This window comes from Pontimicrobium sp. MEBiC01747 (assembly GCF_053601635.1).
Window position 1 is genome coordinate 1 of record NZ_JBSHNS010000314.1, and the last position, 1,715, is coordinate 1,715.

The 1,715-nt window shown below is 35.8% G+C and carries 1 protein-coding gene; it reads right to left on the reverse strand.

What is annotated here, in order from left to right; translation table 11 throughout:
- Nucleotides 1-1,715 (reverse strand): RecQ family ATP-dependent DNA helicase (locus ACVC2P_RS10360; protein WP_452598405.1); only part of this gene is annotated, 1,715 nt, incomplete at both ends.

Consider the following 1,715-nt stretch of genomic DNA (forward strand, 5'->3'; position numbering starts at 1 on the left):
ATGTACAGCTTCAACATCGCTTTTTGAAATGAAATCGAAAATATTAATGTCTTTACCATCTAAATACAATTTGGCTATGTGCGAGTAGATAGTAGGTGTTTTTAATTGTCTTTGAATAGAGATTTCTTCAATAGAAAATCCTTTTTTATATAAGTTATATGTAAGGATATGTGTATCTGTTTTTTTGGGTTTCTTTATTTTAGACCCCATAAAATCTAATATTTCTGCAATAAACTCATCGCCATAGACTTCCATTTTTCGTTGCCCAACTCCAGAAATGGTTAAAAACTCACTTTCGCTCATAGGGCGAACACGTTCCATTTCTTTTAGTGCAGCATCGTTGAATATAAGGTATGCGGGAAGGTTTTCTTCTAGAGAAATACGGTAGCGCAATTGTCGTAAACGCTCAAATAAACTATTGGTTGGTGTACGTTTTGTTTTAGGTTTTGCTACCGCTTTTTCTTGTTCTTTAGTTTCAATAGGGTAAGTAAGATGCACTTTTAAGCCCTTAAAGAGCACTTTGTTTGAAAAGTCTGTAAGTTGAAGCGCATTATTTTTATGAAAAGCGATTTCACAAACCCCTTGATTTATTAATTGTATAATATAATGTTGCCAGTCTTTCCAAGAAATATCATTACCAATACCAAAGGTTTTTATTGCATCATAGCCTTTTTCTAAAACATTAGCATTTCTAGCACCTCGTAATATATCTATAATGGTCCCTGTGGCTTCTTGTTGTTTAACTCGCGTTATAGTTGATAATGCTTTTTGCGCAATAATAGTACCATCAAAGAACTTTGGAGGGTTTTTGCATACATCGCAATTGCCACAGTTTTCAGATAATAACTCCCCAAAGTAACTTAACAGAATTTTGCGTCTACAAGTCGTTGCTTCACTAAACTGTTTCATACGGTCTAGTTTTGCTATCTGCACCTCTTCGTTTGAGGCTCCTGAAGCAAATTTTCGCAATTGTATTACATCGGCATAACTATGAAATAATAAAGCGTGCGCTTTTAAGCCATCTCTTCCGCCACGGCCAATTTCTTGATAATAACCTTCTATGTTTTTAGGCATATTATGGTGTATTACCCAACGCACGTTAGATTTATCTATACCCATACCAAAGGCAACGGTAGCACAAACGACCTGTGTTTTATCGAAAATAAAATCTTCTTGTATTCTAGAACGGTCTTCAAAACTTAAGCCAGCATGATAGGCATCTGTATTAATACCGTTTTGGTTTAATTTTTTAGCTATTTGCTCAGTATTCTTTCTACTTAAGCAATACACTATACCAGCTTCGTTTGGTCTTTGCTTTATAAAACGTACAATTTGGTTAGCTCTACCATCGGCAGGGCGGACTTCTAGCTCTATATTTTTACGATCGAAAGACGAGATAAACTGATCTGCATCAGGAATTTGTAATTGGTCTACAATATCTTGTCGAGTTGCTTTGTCTGCTGTTGCTGTTAGTGCTATTATTGGGGTATTGGGTAATTGACGTTTTAAAAAACCTAATTGTTGGTACGATGGTCTAAAATCGTGTCCCCAAGACGAGATGCAATGGGCTTCGTCTATAGCCACACAGCTAATGTACTGTTCGTTGAGTAAGTTCTCTAAACCGCCTAAGCTTTCGGGGGCGACATATAATAGTTTTAAGCTTTTGTTTATAACTCTATCTATAATTTCTTGCTGTTCTTCTGGATGTTGACTAC